The organism is Streptomyces filipinensis (assembly GCF_014649495.1).
Classification (GTDB): Bacteria; Actinomycetota; Actinomycetes; order Streptomycetales; family Streptomycetaceae; genus Streptomyces; species Streptomyces filipinensis.
The window spans coordinates 173,851-194,591 of the sequence record NZ_BMTD01000013.1 but is presented as its reverse complement, the minus strand read 5'-3'; the positions used below and the strand labels follow the sequence as shown (position 1 = coordinate 194,591).

Genomic DNA, 20,741 nt, shown 5'->3' with positions numbered 1-20,741 from the left:
CGGGGCCGGGGGCCGGAACACCGGTGAGATCACGGCTGCCACGACCATCGGGCCGACCCTGGTGGTCGGGGGGCGACCGTCTTCTGCGGCGGCCAGCGGCGGCGCGACGGTCAGCGACGATCGGGCCCGGCCCCGGCCGGGGCACGGCCGGCCGGGGCGGCGGACGCGTGGGGGCGGCGCCGTTGTCAGGGGCCGCCCCACCTGCCCGGTTCGGTCAGTGCGTCAGCGACAGCAGCGGGAAGGCGTCCAGACCGGGACGGTGCCCTGCCAGCAGGTCGCGGACCTGTTCGCTCAGCCGCCAGTCGTAACCGAGTGACTCGACGGCGCAGCGCAGGCTCACGTACCGGGCGCCGGGGTGGCCGGCCCGCTGGACGTGGAGCCAGGCGTCCAGCTCGCTCAGGAAGGCGCTGTCGTCGGTGAGGTCGTGCGCGGTGTGCCGTCGGGCGGCCCGCCGGCGCTCGCGTTCGACCTCGTTGAATCCATACAGCTTCAGGCTGACGTCCTCCGCGCCCGCCAGCGTGTCGGGGCGGGTGTCCAGCAGGCCCTGGGCGAGGCGGTTGTGGTCCAGGGCCCGTGCGAGTGGCAGGCCCCAGACGCGGCCGCTGCGGCCGGTGAGCGGGACCGGGCCCGCGCCTTCCCTCGTGAGGCAGGGGCCGCGCAGCCCGGCGGCGGCCGCGGCGAGCAGGGTGCTGGCCTCGGACGGATGCCAGCGGAAGACGTTCGCCGCCCAGTCGGGGATGGTGGGGTCGAGGGCTGTGCCGTCACCGGTGACGCGGGTCAGAAGGGTCGCTTCGGGGACCTCGCCGTCGAGGCCGGGGCCGGCGATGTGCACGGTGGTGCGGACGCCCGCCACCTGGCAGGCCGCGAGCACGAGCGCGTCGGGCAGGGGGCTGGCGAGGGTGGGTTCGTCGCCGTGGGCGAGGATGTCGCCGCCCATGTCCACGACGTCGATGTGGTCGACGCCGAGTGCCCGGGCGGTCCGCCCGATCTGGTCGGCGAGTGCTTCGACGCCCTTGAGGGGGTCGAGGAGCGCGAGCCTCGTCGGCAGGTCGCCGGCCAGCCGCGGCAGGGTGGAGCCGCGCGGAGCGACCGGGTGCGATGCGGCGGTGACGAGTGGCACCGGCAGGGTGTGGTGGTCGAGGCCGGTGAAGTCGTGCGGAGCGACAGGACCGGGGAGCGGATCCACGGTGAGGCGCTCCCAGCCGTAGGTGAGGACGACGGCATCGGGCCCGCCGCCCAGGCTCGCGTGGACGAGGGCGGCACCGATCGGGTCACCGCCGCCTCCCGCCGCGATGAACAGCTCGGTCACGAAGCCGCTCGCGCGGTGCGGATGCCCGAGATGCCGACCGGCGTGCCCATGTGCTTCCGCGCCCGCCTGTTCTGCTCGTGCAGGCGCTCGTAGTACTCGCGGTCCAGCTGGACGACCGTGTCGGAGAAGAACATCCAGGACAGGATGTCGCGGTACTTGAACCCCTCGGGGGTGAGCTGGACACGGCGGCCGAGGCGGCGCAGCAGTCCCGTCTCCTCGGCGGCGTCCAGGATCGGCTCGAACAGGTGGGCCTTGTCCTGGTAGCCGAAGCGGTCCAGCTCGGCGAGGTCCAGGTCGAAGGTGTCCAGGACGAGCCGCTTGCGGATGATCTCCTCGTCGTCGAGGACGAAGCCGGTGACGGGCCGCAGCGTGTGGGCGGTGGCCTTGGTGATGTAGTCGGTGACTTCGGACATGGACGGTTTGACGGAGCCCGCCATGTAGTCGAGGACGCCGGTGTAGGAGCGGGCGCCGACGCCGAGCCCGAGCAGCGGCACACCGTGGAAGGTGAGCACCTTCTGCCTGTAGCCGCCGCGGCCGAGCTTCTTGTAGCGGACGGAGCCCTCCTGGACGTAGCCGTGGTCGGTGAAGACCTGACGGGCGTAGTCGTAGCGCTCGTACAGGTTCGGGGACTGCGCGTACTGGTAGGCGCCGGTCTTGGAGAACCAGGCATCCGGGCGCACGGTGAGGAAGTACGTGCTGATCGTGGCCGGGTTGAGCTTCGCGAGCTCGTCGACGGAGGTCCGCCAGGTGGCGTCGGTCTGGCCGGCGAAGCCCATGATGAGGTCGGTCGACAGATCCGGCAGGCCCTTGTCGTGCACGATCTCGATGGCCTTGCGGATGACGTGCTCGCCCGCCTGGCCGCGTCCGGCTTCGCGGATCTCCTTCGGCACGAGGGACTGGATCCCTATGTTGGCCCGGGTCAGGCCGAGTTGCAGCAGGCCTTCGAGGGTGGCCGGCTCGTTGACGATCGAGTCCGGGGTGGCCTCGATCGCCACTTCCTCCACGGTGGAGCGCCAGTTGGGGTACACCTCGTCCAGCGTGCCGAACAGCTGCTCGAAGTGCCGCAGGGACAGCAGGCTCGGGGTTCCGCCGCCGATGTAGACGGTGCGCAGCCGACGGGCTCGGATGATGTCGGCGTGGTCGCGCAGCTGGGTGCACAGCGCGTTCGTGTACGCCGTGTAGACGTCCACGTCCTCGCTGATGACGGTGTACAGGTTGCAGAAGCCGCACTTGTAGCGACAGAACGGCACGTGCAGGTACAGGTTGAGCTCGGGGACCTGATACAGGCTCAGGTCCTGCTTCCAGGCCTCCTCGGCGGTCCAGGAACCGTCGAGCGGCCGGTAGGTGGAGCGCGACGGATAGGAGTAGTTGTACGGCGGTATGACGCCCTGACGGATGTGGTCGGTGAGCTGTTCGGCGTAGCCGGTCACGCGAAGTCGTCCCTCTCGTGCATGTGTGACGGTTGGGTCGTCGCAGAGTCAATCCGCGATCGGCGGCAGGGACCCAGGTCCGGTACCGACGAAACCCCGGGCCGTTGGGAGCGGGCCCTCCTGTGCGATGGTCCGAAGTCCTGCGGAGTAGTCGCTTCCGCAAAGTCGGACCCCCTAGGATCCGTGCCTCCGCCGACGGCTGGAGCTTGCTACAACCGTTGTCGTGAAATCACCGTCCTGCTCTGGTGGTTATGTTCATGGCTCTGGTCCGCCGGGTGCGGTCTACTGCGCGGCGTGAAGAAGATCCTGCTGATCGAAGCGCTCGCAAACTCGGGCCCCTATGTGCTGGATGCCGCCCGGGCACTCGGTGCGCGCGTCTTCGTCGCGACCCACGAGGACGTCCACGAGAGCTACCCCGCAGCCCTGCGCGACAAGATCCACGGCACGGTGTTCACCGACCTCACCGACCCGGACCGGGCGCTGGCGGACCTGGCCGCGTTCGGCGAGGCCACGGGCATCGACGCGGTCGCCGGCTGCTGGGAGTTCTTCACCCCGCTCGTCGCTCATCTGGCCCGGCGCCTGGGTCTGCCCGGCAACGACCCCCGGCGCGCCCGGGCGTGCCGGAACAAGGCGGAGATGGCCCAGGCCTTCCACGCGGGCCAGGTGCCCGCGCCGAGAACGATCAGCGTGCACACGGCCGGACAGGCGGCGCATGCCCTCGGCCGCGCCGGCATCGGATTCCCGGTCGTCGTCAAACCCGCCGAGCAGGGCGGCTCCTGGGGCGTCAGCGTGGTCGAGAACCCCGAACAGCTCGACACCGCCGTGCAGCACGCCCAGTCCTGGCCGGTCGCCGCCCCGCACGGCCTGCCCATGGACCAGCGTGTCGTCGTCCAGGAGTACGTCCCCGGACCCGAGTTCAGCCTCGACACAGTGGTCTGGCGCGAGGAGTACTTCCACCTGCCCGTGGTCGAGAAGCACACCACCGGCGGCGCCTACCGGGCCGAGACGGGGCACACGTGCCCCGCCGCACTGCCGCCCGCCGACCTCGCCGCCGTGCGGACGGCCGTCGAACGGGCCCTGCGGGCGCTCGGCATCCGCAACGGCGTCGCCCACACCGAACTCAAGATCCCGCCCGGCCGGGGCCCCGTGGTCATCGAGGTGGGTGCCCGCCTGCCGGGAGACCACCTCGTGGACGTCGTACGCCGCGCCTCCGGCATCGACGAGGCCCGGGCCTACCTCCAGGCCGTCCTCGGCGAGAAGCCGGACGTACCCGCGCCCCGGGAAGGGGCGTGCGCGATCCGGTTCCTCACCCCGCCCCGGGCCGGCACCTTCCACGGCGTGACCGTCCTCGGCCGGCACGACGGCCTGGTCGAGCAGGACATCACCACTGCGCCCGGCGCCGCCGTCGGCAGTGCCCACGACAACTCGGCACGCCTCGGCCACCTGGTCTTCACCGCCCGTACCCCCGCACAGGTCAACGCCGACGCCGCCCACGCACTCGCCCACACCCGCATAGAAGTGAGCTGACATGCAGCGCATCGCCTTCCTCCGGTCCGTCGACATCCAGCGCGCCGACCCCTACATCCACGGCATCGCCCCCGCCCTGGCACAACTCGGTGCCGAGGCCCGCCTCTTCCACACCCACGGCGACTGCGGTCCGGAGCTGTTCCCGGGCACGAGCGAGCGGCTCGACCCCGCCGCGACCCCGGACGAGTTCGTCGCGCGGGTGCGTGCCTGGGGCGCGGACGCGGCCGTGGCGATCTCCCTGCCGGACGAGAACGCCCTGCGCGACGCCGTCGTCAAGACCAAGCTCGAAGCCCTCGGCATCCGCACCGTCATGACGCCCCTCGCCGCCACGCGCGTCCTGTGCGACAAGTGGGAGACCAAGCGCGCCCTGGAGGCGCACGGCATCACCACCCCGCCCGCCGTACTGGTCGACAGCGACCTCCTCAACGACCGGGCGCTCCCGGTCCCGGCCTACCCCGACACCGTCCGCCTCGCCGCTCAGGACCTCGGCTATCCCCTCATGGCCAAGCCGTTGTGGGACTCCACCAGCATGGGCATCGAGTTCATCCCGGACCCGGCCGCCCTGGACCGTCACCTGGCCGCACGCCCCGCGGCGCACGCGGTCCTGGAGAAGTGCGTCAGCGGACGCCTCTGCTCGGTCGACATCGTCGGCGCCGGCGGCCACTACACCGTCATGCCGCTCATCTGGACCGGCACCGCGGGCGGCCCTCCCGCCTTCACGTTCGAAGACCTGCGCTACGTCGACCCCACCCGGGACGACGGCTTCCGGCCCACCGCGCGGCGCCTCGTGGACCTGTGTACGGCACTCGGGGTCGAGGGATCCGTCAACGTCGACATGATCCACGCCGACGGCGTCTACCACGTGCTGGAGATCAACCCCCGCATCGGCGGCGCCACCACTCTCTCGATCGCCGCGAGCGGACTCAACACCTACGCCGCGCTGCTCGACATCCTGGGCGGCGCCTGGCCGGCCCGGGCCGGCGCCCCGGCCGAACGCTTCGCGATCGAGTGCCTCACGGCCAACCCCACCCCCGCGCTGCTCGCCGAACTCCGCGCCCGTATCGACCTGGTCACCTGCCACGACCTGATCATCGACGGCCACGACCACGGCGGCATCCTCACGTTCACCGTGAACCCCGGTGACGAACAGCGGGCCGTGAAGGAACTCACCGCGCTGTGCGCCCAGACCGGCTTCATCCCCGCGCCCATGCTCGACAAGATCCGCCGCCTCCTGACCCCCGCGAGCCGGTGAACGTCCCCACCGACGGGCGATCGGCGCGCCGCGGCACCCGGCCGGGGCGCGGCCGGCGCCGCGGTGATCCGCCGGGCCGTGGCCGGCAGGGCGTTCTGGCGGCCCCGGCCGGGCTGCCCGGACTCACCGGAGCGGGCCGCTTCGTCGCCGCTCACACGGTCGACAGCCTCGGCACCGGGCTCGTCTTCGCCTTCACCGTCGTCTACCTCACCCACGCCACCCACCTGTCTCTGGCCGAGATCGGAGCGGCACTCACCCTGGGCAACCTCCTCGCGCTGCCGGCCCCCGCGCTAGGCGGCCCGCTCCTGGACCGCTTCGGCCCGAAGGCGGTCGTCGCGGCCGCCAACCTCGTCTCCGCCGCCGGGTTCGCGGCGTTCCTCGCGGTCCGCTCCGCGTGGCAGATCAGCCTGGCCCACCTCGTCGTCCAGGCCGGTATCAACCTGTACTGGACCGCGGCCCGCAGCCTGGTGCCGCTGGCGTGCGTGCCCGGCGAGGAACGCCTGTGGTTCGGGTTCGTCTCGTCGCTGCGCAACCTCGGAATCGGTGCCGGCGCGGCCGTCTCCGCCGCCGCCCTGGCCTTGTTCGGCCCGAGCAGCCTGTACGTCCTCGTCGCCGCGAACGCGGGTACGTTCCTGTGCGCAGCCGCCCTGTTCACGACCTGGAAGCCCGCCAGAGGCCCGGCCGCGCCGACCCTGGCGGACGCGCCCGGCCGTCCGGGAGACGGCGGCGGTCCGGTCCGGCGGGGGAGCTGGAAGGCGGTCCTCCGGGACGGCCGCTACCTCCTGCTCATCGCGGCCAATCTGGCCTTCGTCCTCGCGCAGACGGTCCCGCCGGTCCTGCTCGCCGTGTACGTCACCGGCACCCTGCACGCGGCCGCATGGATCCCCGGCACCCTCCTGGTCGTCAACACCGCGGCCGTCGCCGTCCTCACCCCGGCCGTCACCCGCCGCTCGGCGCGCCACCGTCCGCAGCGCGCGATCGCCGGCGGGTTCGTGGTCGGCGCCGCCTCCTTCGCCCTCTTCGCCGTCCCCCTCGCCGTCAGGGGCGCTCCCGGCTGGACCGTGGCCACCGTACTGGTCGCGGCGATGCTGCTGTTCACCCTGTCCGAGATCCTCAGCTCTCCCGCGCTCAACGAACTCTCGGTCGCCTGCGCCCCCGCCGAGGGCAACGGCCGCCACCAGGCCGCCTTCCAGCTCTCCTGGTCCCTCGGCGGCGCCGCCGCTCCCGTCGTGCTCACCGCGCTCCTGAGCCGGCAGCCCGTCCTGCCCTGGCTGCTCCTCGCCTTGCTCAGCGTGCTCGCCGTGCCCGCGGCCCACGCCCTCGTCCCGCCCGACCGGGAGGAACCGCTGCCGTGATCCTCACCCTCGCCCACGACATCACGGACGTCCCCATCGCCGCATGGGACGCCCTCGCCGCCCCGGCCGGCCTCTACCTCTCCCACCGGTGGCTCGCCGCCCAGCAGCACGACCCCACCGCCCGTGTCCGCTACGCCCTGGTCCACGACGACGGCCTGCTGATCGCCGCCGCACCGCTGTACGTCGTCGACACCGAACCCAACGCCCTCTACCGCGTGCACGACCTCGTCCCTGGCCGGGAACCGGTCAGGACCCTGCTCGCGGGAGCCCGCCGCGGCTACCTCAACGCCCCCCTCCTCCACCCCAGCCTCACCCCCGAGCGGCGACGCGAGGCACTGAACAGGCTCGTGGCGGCGGCCGGTTCGCTCGCCGACGCCCACCAGGCGCGGCCCTGGTGGCTGTACGTCACCGGCACGGCGGCCGCCGAACTCGCCGACGCCTGCGGCACCGAGCCCGTGCCGCTGGGCCAGGACGCCCGCATCCCGCTGTCCGGCAGTACGTTCGACGACTATCTCGCCGGCCTGCCGTCCAAGCGACGCGTCGCCATCCGCCGCGAACGCCGGGCATTCGCCGAGGCCGGATACGACCTGCGCACCCTGCGGCTGTCCGAGTGCGCCGACAGCGCCGGTGCGCTGCTCGCCCGACTCCAGCAGCGGCACGGCCACGACGCCGACCCTGCCGCCATGGCCCGGCTGCTGCACGACCAGGCCGACGGCATGGCCGACACCGGAGTCGTCCTCGCCGCGTACGCCGACGGCCGTATGGCCGGCTTCAGCCTCTTCTACCGCCACGCGGGCACCGTCTGGCTCCGCGCCACCGGCTACGACTACGCGCGGCTGCGAGGCGCCCACGAGTACTTCAACCTCGTCTACTACCTCCCCGTCGAGCATGCCTACGCCCACGGCGCCACCGCCCTCCATCTCGGCATGGAGTCCCTGCGCGCCAAGACCCTCCGGGGAGCGGTCACGTCGCCGCTCTGGGCGGTCGAAGGGGCTCGCGGCCACCAGGAGTAGCGCGCTCGCTACGGCCCGGAGACCGGGCACGGCCGTCGAAGGGGCCGTTCCCGATCACCGGGACCGTTCCGCGGCTCTCAGGGACCACTGGCCCATTGATCACCTCGCGGCGCGGGACCACGCTTGAACAGGGAGGGAGAACGCTGTCCGTGACCTGACGACATCAGTGGTGGTGAGCGCCATGGCCGTGCCGGACAAGAACGGACCGGTTCCGACCGCACCGCACGCGGATCCCCGAGGAGACCCGTTTCCGCGGACGCAGTTCGCCATGCCGGCTCGCCCCCCGACGTTTCTGCGCCGCGATCGGTTGGCCGAACACCTCGACGAGGCTCTTCTGACACCGTTGACCGTGGTCGGCGGAGCCGCGGGAGCGGGCAAGACGATGCTGGTCGCCGACTGGGCGGCGGCGCTGGACGGGCCCGTGGCCTGGCTCACCGCGCGGGCGGCCGACAAGGGCTGTGGCACCTTCTGGGCGTGTCTTCTCCAGGCCCTGCGCCTGGCCGGCGTGGCACCGCCCATCGAGGTGGATGCCCCCGCCGAGGCCGGCCACGTCGACGACGCGCTGCTCACACGACTCGCGGTCGAGCTGAGCGCTCGGGACGCCCCCGTGGTCGTGGTGATCGACGAGTACGACCGGGCGAGGGACCCGGAGATCGCGGACCAGCTGGAATCCGTCCTCCGGTACGCGGGCCGCGGCATGCGTCTGGTCCTCGTCACGCGCACCGAACCGCTCCTGCCGCTGCACCGCTACCGGGCGGCCGGCGCCGTCACGGAGATCAGGAACGACGAGCTGGCCTTCACGTCCGGCGAGGCGGCCGCACTGCTCACGCTGCACGGGCTGCACCTCCCCGCCGACGACGTCGGTGCGCTGGTGGAGCGCACCCGGGGATGGGCGGCCGGTCTGCGGCTGAGCGCGCTGGCCGCACAGGGAGAGCCGGATCCGCAGACGTACCTGAAGGAGTTCGAGGCCGACCGCACCACCATCGCCGACTTCCTGGTGGCCGAGGTGCTCAAGCGGCAGAGGCCCGAGACACAGGATCTGCTGTTGCGCATCAGCATCCTCGAACGGTGCTGTCCGGACCTGGCCAACGCCCTGACGGAGCGCACCGACGCCGGACTCATCCTGACCGGACTCCACCGCGAGAACGCGTTCGTCGAGTACCTCGGGCACGCCTGGTTCCGGCTCCATCCACTGTTCGGGGAGATCCTCCGGGCCCGTCTGCGGGTGTGCGCTCCCGGGCTGGAAGCCGAGCTCCACCGCCGTGCGGCGCACTGGCTGCGGGGCTGTGGTTCTCTCGACGAGACGCTCGGCCACGCGGCCGCGGCGGGCGACTGGGAGTGCGCCGCCGGCGCCGTGGTCGGCGATCTCGCCATCGGGGAGATCTTCACCGGGCTGCGCTCGGACGACCTGTCCGAGCTGTTCTCCCACATGGGACCCGAGCCCAGGAGCCCGGCGACCGACCTCGTCCGCGCGGCCCGCGAACTGGCCCGGTGCGAGGTCGAGCGGGGCCTGTGCCGCCTGGAACGGGCGGCACAGGGCCTGGCCGGAAAGAACGGACCGGGCGAGGACGACGCCCCCGAGGTGGCGGCGGCCCAGCTGAGCCGTGCTCTGCTGGAAGCCCTGGCCGCCCGGTTGACCGGATCGCCGGCCCGGGCGGAGCTGGCCGCCCGGGCCGCGGAGCGGCTGCGGTGCGAGGTGCCCGGACGGCTTCTGGACGCGCACCCCGAGCTGACCGCCCTCCTGCTCACGCACCTCGGTGCGACCCGGTTGTGGGCCGGGCGCTTCGGGGACGCGCGAGCAGCCCTGACCACGGTGGTCGACTCCCGCAGGGCTGCGTCGACGGCCCAGGCACGCGAGGAGTGCCTGGGCCACCTGGCTCTGATCGACTATCTGCAGGGCTGGCCGGACAGGGCCGAGCGCAAGGCCCGGGCCGCGGTCATGACCGGGGACCGCCGCGGGTGCCCCCTGGAGCCCGGGCCGGGCCTGGGATACCTGGTGCTGGCGGCGGTGGCCGTCGACCGTGACGAGCTGGACCGGGCCCAGGCGTTCCTGGACGCCGCGGCGGACGCGTCGCACCCGATGCCGGATCCGGTGGTGCAGGCGGGGCGGGCCATCGTCACCGGGCGGGTCCTCCTGGCCCGCGGGGAGACGCAGGCCGCGCTCGAAGCGGTGGAGCGGACAGTCGTGGCCGATGTCGCCTCTCCCTGGGCCGAGGCGCACACGGCGTCGGTGGCCGCCGCCGCACACCTCGCCGAGGGCCGGCCGGAGACAGCCGCCAAGCTGCTGGAGGAGGAGCCCGGCCACGAGCCGCTGTGCCTCGTGGGAGCCGCACAGGCGGAGCTGGCCGCGGGCAGGCCCGGCCCCGCGGTCGCACTGCTCGACCGGGTACGGCCACAGGGCCGCCCGGGCCCCGCGGTGACCGTACGGGCCGCACTGGTCAGGGCGCAGGCGGCGGGGGCGTCGGGGGACTTCGCCACCCAGCGCAGACTCGTCGCCCAGGCGCTCCGGGAAGCCCGGCGCGAGCGGCTGCGGCGCCCCTTCCACGAGGCCGGACCGTGGCTGCGGCCGCTGCTCGGCACGGTGCCGCTGAGCGCACTGGCCGAGGGCTGGCTGACGCCTGGCCCGCCGTCACCCGGCTGTCCGGCGAGGCCCGGGGAGCGGTCGCCGTTGCCGGTGGTGGAAGAGCTGAGCGGACGGGAACGGGACGTGCTGCGGCGGCTGGCCGAGATGATGTCGACGGAACAGATCGCGGCCGACCTGTGTGTGTCGGTCAACACGGTCAAGACCCACCTCAAGAGCGCCTACCGGAAACTCGCCGTGAACCGTCGTCACGACGCGGTGCACCGTGCGCGCGAGCTGGGGCTCCTGTGACCTTGGCGCCCGCCGGAACGCCCTGGCCGCCGGGGGCGCGGCGCGGTGCGGCGGTATCACCTCCCACGGGTGAGGCCCCTCGGTGGCCCGAGGACGGAGGATCGCCCGTACAGGGACCGGCACGTCTGGCCGAGGAAGGTGGGGGAGAGCAGCCGTGCGCTACGAGATTCGCGTCGACGGAGAGATGACGGAGATGCTGGGCAAGGCGTTTCCGGAGCTGGACTACGTGGTGATGTCCGGTCAGACCGTCCTGTTCGGCCTGGTCGTCGACGAGGCGCACCTGTTCGGGCTGCTGGCCCGCTGCCAGTCCCTGGGGTTGCGCGTGCTGGAGATGCGCCAAGCGCCGGAGTGACCTTACTCCGGCGGCTGTCGCCCCTGCTGCCGCAGACCGGCCCGTACCGCGGTCCCGAGCACCCGTACGGCCACGCCCGCCAGCAGCAGGCTGCAGACCATCTGGATCATCACCACCACCTTGCCCGCCTGCGACCGCGCGACGATGTCGCCGAACCCCACGGTGGTGAACGTGCTGAGCGTGAAGTACAAGGCGTCCGTTCTGGTCAACGGCTCGTTGAACGAGCCCGGGACAGCACGTTCGAGCAGGTAGTACGCGCTCGCGAAGAGGACCAGATACGAGGCGACCGTGATGGCCATGGCTTCGACGGCCTTCAGCCGCGGATGGGGGGAGCGCATGATGAGCCACACCTCCCACCCGAAGACCAGGGCCACGATCAGCAGGCCGCACGTGAGGAGGACCGAGGTGCCGACCGTGACGGGTCTGTCCAGCGGCAACAGGTAGTACGCGGCGATCAGGGTGACCGCGATGCACCCCGCCCGGGCGACGGACAGGGCCGCGGCCCGTCGCCTCGGCCGGCCGGAGGGCACCTCGTGCCCTCCGGCCGACGTGTGCTTGTCCCGGGCAACCGCCGGATCGTTCATCTCGTGTCTCTTCGTCCGCTCCACAGTGGGCCTGCCACCTGCCCGCGGTACCACCTCACCGCCGCGGCCCGGCGCGCGGATCACCCGCCAAGGGTGACGTCGCCGGCAGCGCGCCGGCGGCACGCTGGCCCGGTGAGGTCTCCCCACACGGCCCCGTCGGCCGTCCGGGAGCGCCCCCTTGATCGCCGTCCTGACGAGTGACCAGCCCGCAAAGGAGGAGCCATGGCATCCGGTACCGCCTCCGGACCGTCCGGCTCCGGCACGCCCGCGCAGAACGTTCAGGCGCTGTCCGCCGAGGAACGCGCGGAGTACGACCGGCTCCGCCGGGCCGCACAGGTACGCCACCGCAACCTGCGCCGCGTGGCCGCCTCCGTCCTCCTGGTGCTGACGCTCGTCTTCGCCCCCCTGGCCGTCGTCGCCGTATGGGTCCACAACACGGTCGCCGACACCGACCGGTACGTGCAGACCGTCGCACCGCTCGCCTCGACGCCGGCCGTGCAGAACGCCCTGGTGAACCGGCTCACCGACCGCGTGGTGGACCAGGTGGACGTCCAGGCGGTGACGAACTCGCTGACGAAGCTGCTCGCGGACAACGGGGCGCCGCCCCGCGTCGTCGACACGTCCAAGGCCCTCACCGGCCCGCTGCGCTCCGCCGTACAGACGGTCGTCCACCGCGTCATCAACCGGGTGGTGACCAGCGACGTCTTCAAGGAGGCGTGGATTGCGGGCAACCGGCGGGCACAGTCGGCGGTGGTGGGCATGCTCACCGGAGAGGGGCAGGGAGCCCTCAAGGCCCAGGGCGACACCGTCCAGCTGGACATCGGAGTGGTGATCGACCAGGTGAAGAAGCGGCTCGTCGACGCCGGTTTCGAGAAGGCCTCCGCCATTCCGCAGGTCGACCGCACGGTCACCCTGTTCCGCGCCGAAAAGCTCGACAAGGCCCAGAACGCGATGCGTCTGCTCGACATCGTCGGCACCTGGCTGCCCGTGCTGACGCTCGCCCTGGCCGCCGCGGCCGTGTGGGCAGCGCCCGGGCACCGGGTGATGCTGATCGCCGTCTCCGTCGGCATCGGCATCATGATGATCGTGCTGCTCGTGGGCCTGGCCGTCGCGCGCCGCGTCTACCTCGACTCGGTGCCCCCGTCCGCGCTGCCCCCCGACGCCGCCGCGGCGATCTACGACACCGTCATCCGCTTCCTGCGCGACAGCGTCCGTATGCTGCTCGTCGTCTCCGTGATCACGGCCCTGGCCGCCTGCCTGTACGGGCCGAGCAGGGCCGCCCGTGCCGTGCGGTCCGGGGCGGAGCGCGGCACCACGGCGGCGGGGCGCGCACTGACCCGCGTCGGCGTGCGCACGGGGCACGCCGGGCAGTGGCTGGCCCGGCACCGGTCCTGGACCAGTGGCGTCACCATCGGGGCCGGCGTCCTGGCCCTCGTGCTGTGGAACCGCCCGACAGTCGGTGTGGTGGTCCTCGTCCTCGTCCTGGTCCTGGCGGTGCTGACCATCACCGCGGTGCTCGCCGCCGCCACGGGGCGGTCCGCCGACGAGCCGCACCCCTCGGTTCCGTGACCGCCGTTCACCCGCCCCGGGTGAGGCCGCACCGTTCCCGCCCCGCGCACGCTGAGGACAGCGCAGAAAGGACTACCGGGCGCAGACCCGGAACGGAGGAAGCGACATGAGCGCGCAGACCTATCTCGCGTACGACTATCCGGCGCTGAGCGTCTTCTGGTCCATGCTGGTGTTCTTCCTGTGGATCATGTGGTTCGTCCTGCTCTTCCGGGTCGTCGTCGACATCTTCCGCGACGACGCCCTCGGCGGCTGGGGCAAGGCCGGCTGGACGGTGTTCGTCGTCGTCCTGCCCTTCCTCGGTGTCTTCGTCTACCTGATCGCCCGCGGCAAGGGCATGGGCCGCCGCGAGATCGAACAGGCTCGCGCGCAGCAGCAGGCCGTGGACGACTACATCCGCCAGACCGCCCAGGCAGGTGCGCCTGCCACCCGGGCCGACGAGCTGGCCAGGCTCGTCGACATGCGGGCCCATGGCGACATCACCGACGACGAGTTCCGGCGGGCGAAGGAACTGGTCCTCACCGGCAGCGGCGCGTCCCCACGCACCGGAGCCGCCCCCTCCACCACAGCGCGCTGAGCCAGCCGCTCAGCAGAGAATCGAGGCAGCACGATGACCGCCGCACACACCGCAACCACGCCCACCACCAGAGATGTATGGGCCAGCGGCCTGACCGCTTTCGGGGCCGTCATGCTGGCGCTCGCCGGGCTTCTGGACATCTTCCGCGGCATCATGGCGATCGCCCATGACGACGTCTTCCTCACGACACGCAACTACGTGTTCCGCTTCGACCTCACGGGCTGGGGCTGGGTGCACCTGGTCCTGGGCGTCGTCGCCGTCGTCGTCGGACTCGGGCTCCTCAAGGTCGCCACGTGGGCCAGGGCCTGCGGAGTGGTCATCGCGTCGCTCATCATCATCGCCAACTTCCTGTCCCTGCCGTACTACCCCATCTGGTCGATCGTGTTGATCGCCTTCTCCGCGCTCATCATCTGGGCGCTGTGCGTGGTGCGGGAGGAGAGCACCTCCAGCCTGCTGGACTGAAGGACGTGCTCAGGAGCTACGGAAGTCCCACCTGGTCGGGGCTGACCGCCAGCAGGCAGCTCTCGATCGGGTTCGTGTCGCGGACGGGTACGGCGAGGGCGCGGTCGGGCAACCGGCCCTGCCCCTGGCGTTCGATGTGCCGGGCGAACCACCGGCACGAACCACCCACGGCCCGTCCGGGGCGAAGGGCGGACGGCACGGGCGGCAGCTGCTCGTCGGGCAGGGCGGGCAGTCGGGTCCGGCAGCCGATCCGCGCGGTGAGGACCTCGGTGGCGGAGTGTGCGATACGGGCGAGGCGCTGTCGGTCCGCTGCGGAGACGTCCTCGTAGTCGGCCCGCGCGCTGACGTGCAGCAGCCTGGGAGCCGTCGCGCGGCTGCCGGGACCGCACTCGGCGCGGACGGTGGTGTAGCCGTTGTCGTACCAGCCCAGGGTGCCGTCGCCTAGGGGAGGTGACTCGGGGCGCCGGTCGGCGACAGCGGTCACGTCGGCCTTCTGGCTGCCGTCACCGCCGGTCATCGTGTAGAACGGTTCGAGCCGGCTGTCGTCACCGATCCGGTTCAGCGGCGCGTACGTGTCACTGCTCTGGACCATCAGTGTGAACAGGCTTGTCGTCCTGCCCGGCCCGGGAACCTTGTACACCGTGCAGGAAGCGGGCAGCTGACGTGCGTCGAGCCTGTCCTGGTCGCCGGCCTCCGCCCGGACCATGCCACCCTGCAGGTCCATCACCGCGGCTCCGGACACGAGCCGGTCGCACGCCGTGCCGATGTCGCGTTCGCTGGAAGCGCGGTCGCGTACGTCGTCGACCGTCAGCCAGCCCGCATACAGACTCAGCCCGATCCCGCCCCACGCCGTCCAGCGCCACAGCCTGTTCCACCCCGCGCGCACGCGTTCTCCCCGTTCGAGCCCGTCGCCACGATCACCGCCGCGCCGGGGACCGAGCGTAGATGCCCGGCCTCGGGGCGGTCGACGCAGGGCGGCCGGGGGCCACGGACCTGCGCCTGGCTTCCACGGAACGAGCACACCACCTCAGCGGGTACGGCCGGGTCCGGCTCTCCTCACCGCCACCGAGGCGACGGAACCTCCGCCGTTTGCCCTGCGGATTGAACAAGCGCTTAGTAACATGCCGACCGGTGTGTTCGCGCGGCAGCAAGGGGGCAGGGGTGTCGACGTCGCAAGCCGAGGCCTTCTACGAACGGGAGGCCGACGACCGGTTCCTGCCCACCGCCTACACCCGGGGGCCCTGGGACGCCGGCTCCCAGCACGCCGGCCCGCCGGCCGCGCTGCTCGCTCTGGCCGTCGGGCAACGGCCGGGCGCACGGTCCGACACGCGGGTCGTGCGGCTCACCTACGAGATCATGCGCCCGGTCCCCGTACGGCCGCTGACCGTGGCCACGCGCGTGCTGCGCGCCGGGCGCAACGTCGAACTCGTGGAGGCCGTGCTGACCCCCGACGGCGGCCGGGAAGCGATGAGGGCGACGGCGCTGCTGATGAAGACCGTGCCGGACTCGGTACCGCAGGTGTCGCCGGGCCGGCAGGTGCCCGGGCCCTCGACCGCGCCGCCGGCGGCGTTCTTCCCGGTGCCGTGGGAGCAGGGCTACCACACGGCCATGGACGTGCGCTTCGCGGCCGGGTCGTTCCTGGAACCCGGTCCGGCCACCGCGTGGATGCGGATGAGGGTCCCCCTCGTGGCGGGGGAGGAGATCACGCCGCTCAGCCGCGCGCTGACGGCTGCCGACTCGGGCAACGGCGTCAGCGCTGAGCTGGACTTCAGCCGCTACGTCTTCGTCAACGCCGACCTCACGGTCGGCCTGCACCGCCATCCCGTGGGGGAGTGGGTGTGCCTGGACGCCCGGACGATGGTGGACGGTGCGGGCGTCGGTCTGGCCGAGGCGGCCCTGCACGACGAGAAGGGACCGCTCGGCCGCAGCACCCAGAGCCTCTACGTGGCCGCGCGCCGCTGAGGCCGCGGGGGCGGCCTTGTGCGGGTGCGGAACGGGGCACCGGCGGTGATGCACCCCACGAGACCGACGTCACGTCCTATCGGCGATCGTAGAGCCGCCCCGCCCCCAACAGGCGAACAAAGCGCCCGAACGCCTAATTTTGGACATTTCTCCGTAGTCGGGTAGTACGTCACATTCTTGCCACGGCTTTCGTGCGGCGCTAACCATGTTTCTCGTTGCCGGGAGCCGCGGGACGCACCGGGCCTGGATCTCCAAGGCCCGCCCACGGCGCCCTGCAGCACGGGGCCTCGCCCCGACGCCCTACAGGCCGCGACCGACATCCGGCCGGCGCCTCTACGACGTCCCCACAGGAGAGACCCCTTCATGACCGCGATCACCGCCACCCGCCGCCTTGCCCGCCTCCGCACCCTCGCCCTGACCGGCATCGCCACGACCGGCGCCGCGACCGTTGCGCTCACCCTGATGCCGGCCTCCGCGCAGGCCGCCGAGGCGCCGCAGGCGCACACCGTCAACAAGGTGGCGGCCACCTCCAGCGACACCCACGCGGACCCCAGGGGTACCACCGGTACCGCGGGGACCCTCGACGGCTGGATCAAGCAGTCCCTGGCCATCATGAAGGCCAAGGGCATCCCCGGCAGCTACGAAGGCCTCAAGCGCAACATCATGCGTGAGTCCGGCGGCAACCCCAACGCCCAGAACAACTGGGACGTCAACGCGCGGCAGGGCACCCCGTCCAAGGGCCTGCTCCAGGTGATCGACCCCACCTTCAACGCGTACCACGTCAACGGCACCGCTCACAGCGTCACCGACCCGGTGGCGAACATCACCGCGGCCGCCAACTACGCCGCACACCGCTACGGTTCCATCGACAACGTCAACTCCGCGTACTGACGCGCAGCCCGCACGACCGGGCGGCAGCGCCCCTCCACCACCCTGTCGTGGGCGGGGCGCCGCCCGCCGCCACCCGCGCCGCGTTCGCATCCGACGAAGACGACCACGAGCCTCGGTGTGGGAATCCCCGACCGGGGCACCGGACATGCTGAGGCGTTCCGCTGACCTGCGGACTCGCACCCGAGGGTGTGGGAGGGCACATGGATGTGCTGGCCCGGCTGGACCGATACCAGAGACGGCACCGGTGGGCGGGGATGCCGCTCGCGGTCGTGTACAAGTTCTTCGACGACCAGGCCACCTACCTGGCCGCGCTGATGGCCTACTACGGCTTCGTCTCCCTCTTCCCGCTGCTGCTGTTCCTGGTCGCGATCCTCAGCGCCGCCCTGCACGGCAATCCGCAGCTCCAGCACTCGGTGCTCCACTCGGCGCTGAGTCAGTTCCCGGTGATCGGTGACCAGCTCGGCCACAACATCCACTCGTTCCGCGGCAGCGGAGCCGCCATCCTCGTGGGCATCACCGGCAGCGTCTACGGCGCCCTCGGGATCGCCCAGGCGGTCCAGCACGCGCTGAACAAGATCTTCGCAGTGCCGCGGCACGCCCGTCCCGACCCGCTGCGCTCTCGGGCGAGGGGCCTGTACTTCCTGCTCCTGCTCGCTGCGGGCCTCTGTCTGACGACGGCACTGGCCACCGCCTACTCCGCTGCCACCCTCTTCGGGACACGCCAGGCCACCGGCGTCAGGGTCGCCCTAGGGGTCGTGGGAGTCGTCCTCAACGCCGCTCTCCTCCTGCTGAGTTACCGGCTCATGACCAGACGGAAACTTCCGCTGCGCGTGACGTACGGGCCGGCCCTGGGAGCCGCGTGCGCCTGGCAGGCACTGCAGTGGGGCGGCTCCTACTACGTCGGGCATGTGCTGCGGGGCGCCACCGCGACCTACGGGATGTTCGGCATCGTGCTCGGCCTGCTCGCCTGGATCTACCTCGCCGCCACGGTGTACCTCGGCGCGGCGGAGATCATCGCCGTGCGCTGCCTGCGGCTGTGGCCGCGCAGCCTGCTGACACCCTTCACCGACCACGTCCACCTCGCCACGGGCGACGTGCGGGCCTACCGCTCCTACGCCGCTACCGAGTCCTTCAAGGGCTTCGAGAAGATCTCCGTCCGCTTCGGCGACCCGCCACCGCCGGCCGTCGGTGACAAGGGAGCCCCCTGACCGGCAGGCGCGCCGAGAGCGGCCGCCTTCTCCCGGGCGTTCCCACGGTCCCGGGCTACAGCGGTGCCGGGGAGGAAGCACCCGGGACCAGCAGGCGGGGGGTGCCCGTGCCGTCCGCGGGCACGCTCCACAGGTCGCTGCTGCCGACCGTGCCGTCGGCGGGGAGCGCGTAGGCGACGGTGCGGTCGTCCAGCCAGGTGGCCTGGTCGTCCACGCTGTGGCGCTCCGCGAGCGCCGTCTCGTGCAGGGTGCGCAGGTCGAGGACGTACTCGTGCCAGAGGGCGGCACCGGACAGGACCCGCTTCTTGTAGGCGACCCGGGTCCCGTCGGGGGACAGCGAGGGACACTCCACGTTCTGGGCCAGGGTGGTGACCGTACGGCGGGAGAGGGAACCCCGGACCAGGTAGGTGCGCTTGGCGGTGTTGAGGGTGGCGTAGAAGGTGTCGTCGTCGGAGGCGAAGGTGACGCCCCAGAAGTTGATGTCCGAGGCGTGGTAGGGCTTGCCGTCCTTGACGACGGAGAACGTCTCCAGGCTGGGAGTCAGCCGCATGGTGCGGGTGTCGAGGATCGAGGTCCGGGTGGAGAAGAAGGCGGACGAGTAGGACTCGCCGGAGACGAAGACGGTCCAGGCGACGAAGCGGCCGCTGGGCGAGACCCGGGCCCGGCTGGGGGTGCCCGCGAGCGGGAACGTGCGCCGGGTGCGCAGGCCGGCGTCCAGCAGCAGGGCGCGGTTGCTCTGCCTGAGGACACCGGGGTTGGACTGGAGACAGACGCCGGTGCCGGCCGCCGCGTAGAAGCGCGCGCACGTCAGGCCCGCGGCGGTCCGCCCGGCTTTCGGGTCGCGGGACGGTACCGAGGCGACCGCGGTGCGGTGCGGGCCGGGGGCCGCGTTGACGAACAGCAGGCGGCTCTTCTGGTCCAGTGTCAGCTTGCCCGCGCTGACGGCGGGGCCGCCCGTCTGCGGTCGGTTCGCCCGGTCCGCGCGGGCCGCGGCGTGCAGGACCACGCCGGTGGCCAGTCCCGCGAGGAGCAGGACCGCCGCGAGGAGCAGGAGCAGGCGGCGGCGCATCGAGGTCATCCGGATCCCTGTGTTTCGTGGAGTTGTGGTGGTCATCGGGCCCTGCCCGTCGGCCGCAGCACCAGGCCCGCGACGGCGGCGCAGCCCAACAGGCCGGCCGCCGAGCCGGCCAGTGCCGGGCCGTCTCCCCACACCGTCCAGGCGGCGCCGAAGGCCAGCGAGCAGCAGAACCGAGCCAGCGCCTGGCTGGTGCCGACCAGGGCGAGACCGCTCGCGCGCAGCCGCTCGGGCACGATGCCGCAGAGCGCGGCCGGGAGCACCCCGTCGGTGCACGCGTAGAACGTGCCGTGCAGGGCGAGGACGAGAGGAGGCAGGACCGGTGCGGCCGGGGCCCACAGCAGGAGCGCGTAGGCGGCGAGCAGGCCCGCGTGTCCGGCGAGGAACACGGTGCGCCGCCCGACCCGGTCGGCCAGCGCGCCGACGGGCACGGCCAGCAGCAGGAACACCACGGCGGTGCCCAGCGGCAGCAGCGTGAACCACTCCTCGCCGACCCCCGCCCGCCGCTGCAGGAGCAGGTAGACGAAGGCGTCGCTGACGGTGGTCAGGCCGAGCAGCGCGGCACAGCAGGCGAGCGCCCGCAGCCGCGGCAGCCGCAGCAGTGCCAGCGCCTCGCGTACGCGGACGGGCTGCTCGCCCTCCACCACCCCCGGCGCACCGTGCCCCCTGCCCGGTACGAACAGCACCAGCACGAGCACGCCGAGCGCGGCGACGCACGTGCTCACGCCGAACACCGCGTCGTAGCCGTCGGCCGCCGCACGCAGGATGAGGAAGGCCGCGAGCGGGCCGAGCATCGCGCCGGTGGTGTCCATCGCCCGGTGCACGCCGAAGGCCCGGCCCTGCTTCCCGGCCGGTGTCGACAGGGAGATCATCGCGTCGCGCGGGGCGGTGCGCAGGCCCTTGCCGGTCCGTTCCAGGGCGAGGACGCATCCGAGCGTGCCGAGGCTGCCGGCGAGCAGGAGCAGCGGCTTGCACAGCGCGGACAGCCCGTAGCCGATCCCGGCCGTCAGCTTGTGGTTGCGTAACCGGTCGGCGAGGTGACCGCCGGTGAGCTGGACCAGGGCGCTGACGCCGTTGTAGACACCGTCGAGGGTGCCGAACCCCAGCGGGCTGAACCCGAGCGTGGTGACGAGGTAGAGCGGCAGGACGGCCGTGACCATCTCGGAGGAGACGTCGGTGATCAGGCTGACCGCGCCCAGCACGAGCACGACCGGAGCGACCTTGGGCCCCGGGCCGCGTCCTCGGCCCTGCTCGGCGTCCGCCCCCTGCGGCGTGGAGCGGTCGGTGAGATACATGGTCAAGGACT

At 72.3% G+C, this 20,741-nt stretch carries 18 protein-coding genes; 12 read left to right on the top strand and 6 right to left on the bottom strand.

Features of this window, described 5'->3' with window-relative positions:
- Positions 1–214 precede the first annotated feature (214 nt).
- Complete coding sequence (locus IE244_RS27375) at positions 215–1,309, bottom strand: DUF1152 domain-containing protein (RefSeq protein ID WP_191876238.1); 1,095 nt, start codon at positions 1,307–1,309, stop codon at positions 215–217.
- Positions 1,306–2,739 (bottom strand): coproporphyrinogen-III oxidase family protein, encoded by a 1,434-nt coding sequence (locus IE244_RS27370; RefSeq protein WP_191876237.1) that lies wholly within the window; start codon positions 2,737–2,739, stop codon positions 1,306–1,308. Before IE244_RS27370 ends, IE244_RS27375 begins: the two co-directional genes overlap by 4 nt.
- Positions 2,740–3,033: 294 nt before the next feature.
- Here IE244_RS27370 and IE244_RS27365 point away from each other — a divergent pair, with 294 nt between their 5' ends.
- From IE244_RS27365 to IE244_RS27340, 6 genes are all read left to right on the top strand, one after another.
- A complete protein-coding gene (locus IE244_RS27365; RefSeq protein WP_229854358.1) occupies positions 3,034–4,266 on the top strand; it encodes an ATP-grasp domain-containing protein in 1,233 nt (410 codons plus the stop codon).
- A gap of 1 nt (position 4,267) precedes the next feature.
- The gene (locus IE244_RS27360) at positions 4,268–5,518 is read left to right on the top strand and encodes an ATP-grasp domain-containing protein (protein WP_191876236.1); all 1,251 of its coding nucleotides are present in this window, start codon (positions 4,268–4,270) and stop codon (positions 5,516–5,518) included.
- The gene (locus tag IE244_RS27355) at positions 5,515–6,873 is read left to right on the top strand and encodes an MFS transporter (RefSeq protein ID WP_229854357.1); all 1,359 of its coding nucleotides are present in this window, start codon (positions 5,515–5,517) and stop codon (positions 6,871–6,873) included. The genes IE244_RS27360 and IE244_RS27355 overlap by 4 nt, the downstream gene beginning before the upstream one ends.
- The gene (locus IE244_RS27350) at positions 6,870–7,886 is read left to right on the top strand and encodes a GNAT family N-acetyltransferase (protein ID WP_191876235.1); all 1,017 of its coding nucleotides are present in this window, start codon (positions 6,870–6,872) and stop codon (positions 7,884–7,886) included. Before IE244_RS27355 ends, IE244_RS27350 begins: the two co-directional genes overlap by 4 nt.
- 181 nt (positions 7,887–8,067) lie before the next feature.
- Positions 8,068–10,758 carry a winged helix-turn-helix domain-containing protein gene (locus IE244_RS27345; RefSeq protein ID WP_191876234.1) on the top strand — a complete coding sequence of 897 codons (2,691 nt, stop codon included), beginning with the start codon at positions 8,068–8,070 and terminating at the stop codon, positions 10,756–10,758.
- Positions 10,759–10,912: 154 nt separating this feature from the next.
- Positions 10,913–11,110: a DUF8691 family protein gene (locus IE244_RS27340; protein WP_031165471.1), complete on the top strand. Its 198-nt coding sequence runs from the start codon at positions 10,913–10,915 to the stop codon at positions 11,108–11,110.
- Between the two features lie 2 nt (positions 11,111–11,112).
- Here the strand turns inward: IE244_RS27340 and IE244_RS27335 are convergent, their stop codons facing one another.
- Positions 11,113–11,694 carry a potassium channel family protein gene (locus IE244_RS27335; RefSeq protein ID WP_191876233.1) on the bottom strand — a complete coding sequence of 194 codons (582 nt, stop codon included), beginning with the start codon at positions 11,692–11,694 and terminating at the stop codon, positions 11,113–11,115.
- Between the two features lie 222 nt (positions 11,695–11,916).
- Between IE244_RS27335 and IE244_RS27330 the strand changes: the two genes are divergently transcribed.
- The 3 genes from IE244_RS27330 (at position 11,917) to IE244_RS27320 (ending at position 14,299) form a co-directional block, all read left to right on the top strand.
- Complete coding sequence (locus IE244_RS27330; protein ID WP_191876232.1) at positions 11,917–13,263, top strand: hypothetical protein; 1,347 nt, start codon at positions 11,917–11,919, stop codon at positions 13,261–13,263.
- Between the two features lie 106 nt (positions 13,264–13,369).
- On the top strand, positions 13,370–13,837 hold the full coding sequence (locus IE244_RS27325; protein ID WP_191876231.1) for an SHOCT domain-containing protein: 468 nt from the start codon (positions 13,370–13,372) through the stop codon (positions 13,835–13,837).
- 33 nt (positions 13,838–13,870) lie between these two features.
- Positions 13,871–14,299 carry a DUF7144 family membrane protein gene (locus IE244_RS27320; protein ID WP_191876230.1) on the top strand — a complete coding sequence of 143 codons (429 nt, stop codon included), beginning with the start codon at positions 13,871–13,873 and terminating at the stop codon, positions 14,297–14,299.
- Positions 14,300–14,315: 16 nt separating this feature from the next.
- Here the strand turns inward: IE244_RS27320 and IE244_RS27315 are convergent, their stop codons facing one another.
- Entirely contained in the window at positions 14,316–15,185 is an 870-nt protein-coding gene (locus tag IE244_RS27315; RefSeq protein ID WP_191876229.1) for a hypothetical protein, read from the bottom strand.
- A 275-nt stretch (positions 15,186–15,460) separates the two neighbouring features.
- On the opposite strand from IE244_RS27315, the gene IE244_RS27310 reads away from it, so the two are divergent.
- The 3 genes from IE244_RS27310 (at position 15,461) to IE244_RS27300 (ending at position 18,360) form a co-directional block, all read left to right on the top strand.
- Entirely contained in the window at positions 15,461–16,261 is an 801-nt protein-coding gene (locus IE244_RS27310) for a thioesterase family protein (protein WP_229854355.1), read from the top strand.
- Between the two features lie 363 nt (positions 16,262–16,624).
- On the top strand, positions 16,625–17,152 hold the full coding sequence (locus IE244_RS27305) for a transglycosylase SLT domain-containing protein (RefSeq protein ID WP_191876227.1): 528 nt from the start codon (positions 16,625–16,627) through the stop codon (positions 17,150–17,152).
- A gap of 200 nt (positions 17,153–17,352) precedes the next feature.
- Positions 17,353–18,360 (top strand): YihY/virulence factor BrkB family protein, encoded by a 1,008-nt coding sequence (locus IE244_RS27300; protein WP_191876226.1) that lies wholly within the window; start codon positions 17,353–17,355, stop codon positions 18,358–18,360.
- A 55-nt stretch (positions 18,361–18,415) separates the two neighbouring features.
- Here IE244_RS27300 and IE244_RS27295 read toward each other — a convergent pair whose 3' ends face one another.
- Together IE244_RS27295 and IE244_RS27290 are read right to left on the bottom strand one after the other, a co-directional pair.
- Entirely contained in the window at positions 18,416–19,438 is a 1,023-nt protein-coding gene (locus tag IE244_RS27295) for a TolB family protein (RefSeq protein ID WP_191876225.1), read from the bottom strand.
- 32 nt (positions 19,439–19,470) lie between these two features.
- On the bottom strand, positions 19,471–20,730 hold the full coding sequence (locus tag IE244_RS27290) for an MFS transporter (protein ID WP_191876224.1): 1,260 nt from the start codon (positions 20,728–20,730) through the stop codon (positions 19,471–19,473).
- Positions 20,731–20,741: the final 11 nt, after the last annotated feature.

What these genes read in the sequence shown, in the direction of transcription:
- IE244_RS27360 (WP_191876236.1), top strand. Translation starts at nt 4,268, where the DNA reads ATGCAGCGCATCGCCTTCCTCCGGTCCGTCGACATCCAGCGCGCCGAC.
- IE244_RS27330 (WP_191876232.1), top strand. Translation starts at nt 11,917, where the DNA reads ATGGCATCCGGTACCGCCTCCGGACCGTCCGGCTCCGGCACGCCCGCG.
- IE244_RS27320 (WP_191876230.1), top strand. Translation starts at nt 13,871, where the DNA reads ATGACCGCCGCACACACCGCAACCACGCCCACCACCAGAGATGTATGG.
- IE244_RS27305 (WP_191876227.1), top strand. Translation starts at nt 16,625, where the DNA reads ATGACCGCGATCACCGCCACCCGCCGCCTTGCCCGCCTCCGCACCCTC.
- IE244_RS27335 (WP_191876233.1), bottom strand. Translation starts at nt 11,694, where the DNA reads ATGAACGATCCGGCGGTTGCCCGGGACAAGCACACGTCGGCCGGAGGG.
- IE244_RS27290 (WP_191876224.1), bottom strand. Translation starts at nt 20,730, where the DNA reads ATGTATCTCACCGACCGCTCCACGCCGCAGGGGGCGGACGCCGAGCAG.
- IE244_RS27325 (WP_191876231.1), top strand. Translation starts at nt 13,370, where the DNA reads ATGAGCGCGCAGACCTATCTCGCGTACGACTATCCGGCGCTGAGCGTC.
- IE244_RS27345 (WP_191876234.1), top strand. Translation starts at nt 8,068, where the DNA reads ATGGCCGTGCCGGACAAGAACGGACCGGTTCCGACCGCACCGCACGCG.
- IE244_RS27295 (WP_191876225.1), bottom strand. Translation starts at nt 19,438, where the DNA reads ATGACCTCGATGCGCCGCCGCCTGCTCCTGCTCCTCGCGGCGGTCCTG.
- IE244_RS27300 (WP_191876226.1), top strand. Translation starts at nt 17,353, where the DNA reads ATGGATGTGCTGGCCCGGCTGGACCGATACCAGAGACGGCACCGGTGG.